The organism is Lentzea kentuckyensis, assembly GCF_002150765.1.
Lineage (GTDB): Bacteria > Actinomycetota > Actinomycetes > Mycobacteriales > Pseudonocardiaceae > Lentzea > Lentzea kentuckyensis.
This window is the reverse complement of the sequence record NZ_MUYM01000166.1, coordinates 1,171-3,657: the sequence shown is the minus strand read 5'-3', so window position 1 is coordinate 3,657 and position 2,487 is coordinate 1,171. Positions and strand designations below refer to the sequence as shown.

Annotated in this window: 3 protein-coding genes; all 3 read right to left on the bottom strand. The window is 65.8% G+C overall.

Annotation, left to right across the window (positions count from 1 at the left end):
• Positions 1-1,198 (bottom strand): family 2B encapsulin nanocompartment shell protein (locus B0F77_RS44705; RefSeq protein WP_211294356.1); only part of this gene is annotated, 1,198 nt, incomplete at its 3' end.
• A 362-nt stretch (positions 1,199-1,560) separates the two neighbouring features.
• Positions 1,561-2,016 carry a heme-degrading domain-containing protein gene (locus B0F77_RS44700; RefSeq protein ID WP_086669135.1) on the bottom strand — a complete coding sequence of 152 codons (456 nt, stop codon included), beginning with the start codon at positions 2,014-2,016 and terminating at the stop codon, positions 1,561-1,563.
• Positions 2,013-2,487, bottom strand: a 475-nt coding sequence (locus B0F77_RS50320) for a Gfo/Idh/MocA family protein (protein WP_245849477.1), incomplete at its 5' end; no start/stop codon positions are given. The genes B0F77_RS50320 and B0F77_RS44700, both read right to left, overlap by 4 nt.

Here is a 2,487-nt window from a genome sequence, read left to right as displayed (position 1 = left end):
TCAGCATCACCGACGACGTGCGGGTGTCCGAGATCGGGATCTTGTTGCACGGCAGCACCGGGATGCCGCGCCAGGCCGGCACCTGCTGGCCGTTGAAGTCGATGTGCTGCGGGTAGATGCCGCGCTTGTTGAGCTCACGGCCGAACGCCGCGATGGTGCGCGGGTGGGCGAGGAAGTAGCCGGGGTCCTTCCACACGATCGACAGCAGCTCGTCGAAGTCGTCCGGGGTGGGCGGGCCGGAACGGGTGTGGATGCGCTGCTTGAGATCAGCGTTGTGCAGCAGGCCGAACGACCGGTTGTTGACGATCTCGTGCTCCTGGCGTTCGCGCAGGGCCTCGATCGTGAGCCGCAACTGCTGCTCGACCTGGTCCATCGGGTTGTTGTAGAGGTCCGCGACCCGGCTGTGGACCTGCAGCACGGTCTGCGCGACGCTCAGCTCGTACTCGCGCGGCGAGAGCTCGTAGTCCACGAACGTGCCGGGCAGCACGGGTTCGCCGTCGTGACCGGCCGACATGCCGATCTCGGCCTCACCGAAGTCGTTCTGCGGCTTGTTGCGGCTGTTGAACGTCTGCTGGATGTGCGCGCGCAGGCCGCCCGCTTCGCCGTTGAGTGCCTGGAAGTCGTTCCACGACAACGTGAGCACGGTGACCGGCGTGACGGCCTTGGCGGAGTACTCCCACTCGCCCTGCGGCCCGGCCAGCACGGTCTCGCCGAAGTACTCGCCGTCGGCCAGGTTGCCGAGCACGGTGTCGCCGCCGTACTCACCGGTGCCGATCTTGTCGACCTTGCCGTGCGCGATCAGCACGACCTGGTCCTTCGGGCGCCCCTTCTCGACGATGACCTCGCCGACGCCGAACTCCCGCTGCGTGAAGCGACCGGCGAGCGCGGTGAGGACGGCCTCGTCGTCGAAGCCCTTCAACAGCGACAGCTCGGTGAGCTCCATCGGCACGACGCGGACTTCGGCACCCGTGTTCGTGAACGAGACACGGCCATCGCCCAACGTGTAGGTGAGACGCCGGTTGACGCGGTACGCACCACCCGCGGCCTGGACCCACGGCAGCACCTTGAGCAGCCAGCGGGAAGTGATTCCCTGCATCTGCGGGACGGACTTGGTGGTAGTGGCCAGATTACGTGCGGCGGCCGTGCCCAAACTCAGCTGCTGACGGCCCTCATTGAGGTCAGAATCCGTCACAGTCACAACCGGTACCCACCTATCTCAACGCGCTAATGGACCAATCCGATAAGCCGGAATGGACGTTAGTTCTCGCGATTGAGTGCTGTGAAGGGGCCAAAAAGGCGACATTCGGGTGGGTGTCTTACGCCTGATGATGCTACGGAGCGTACAACTACCGTCCTACGCAACCGTAGTTGTATCGGCAGCCGAGTGACCGGAAACTATTCGTTGAAGTGTGGAATAGGACACTCGTTTGGCCCAGTAGGATCACTCTTTTGTGCGCATTGGTGACTCATCTCCGGCTGCTATACAACACCACTCCGAGTGGAACTCGGCCCACTCGAAGTGGCGTGTCCGGAATTATGTACCAACGACTATTCGTGCTATTACGCGTCGCGCGAGTTCAGGAATGTTTCCAGTTGAGTGACGACGAACTCGTGGTCCTCGGCCTGGGGCAGGCCCGAGACGCCGACGGTGCCGACCGGTCCGGTGCCGCGCAGGATCACCGGGAAGACGCCGCCGTGCGCCGCGTACAGGTCCGGATCCAGCCGCGACTCCGCCTCGAACGTCGTCCCCTTGTCGCGGAAGGTGGTGCCGACGTAGAACGAGCTGTGCCCGAAGCGGTCGACCACGCGGGCCTTGCGCTCGAGCCACCTGTCGTTGTCCGGCGAGGTGCCGGGCAACGAGGCGTGGAAGAGCCGGTGTCCGTTGCGCTGCACCGAGANNAGACCCTGCTCGCGGGCGGCGTCGAGCAGGTGCAGGCCGAGCTCGATCGCGACGTCGTTGCCGAAGCGGGTGAACTGGAGGCGGCGCTCCTGGGCGAGGAGTTCTTCGGAGTTCACAGCTCTACCACCTTGTTCTCGCGCGCGGACGTGAAGGCGGCCTCGATGACCCGCAGCGCGGACACGCTGCTCGTGGGGTCGACGGGGATCCGCCCGGCTTGCAGTTCGGTGTAGAAGGTCTCGTAGGCGCCGAGTTCGACCGGCACCTCGATCGTCTGACCGAGGATGCCCAACTGCCCGCTGCGGGTCTCGTAACCCCAGTTGGCGTCGGTCGGCCGGCGACCTGCGTCGAGCGCGTCCTCCTGCTCGTCCAGGCCGTTGATCACGAACGCGCCCTCGCTGCCGAGCACGCGGAACCGCGGTCCGTGGTGAGCGGTGTGCGCGCCGGCCCACAAGTGGGAGCGAACGCCGTTCTCGTGCGTCAGCGCCACGAACACGTCGTCGTCGACCTGCGCGCCGGGGCGGCGCCGGTCGAGTTCCGCGTAGACGCTCCTGACCGGGCCGAACAGCTGCAGGGCCTGGTCGACGAGG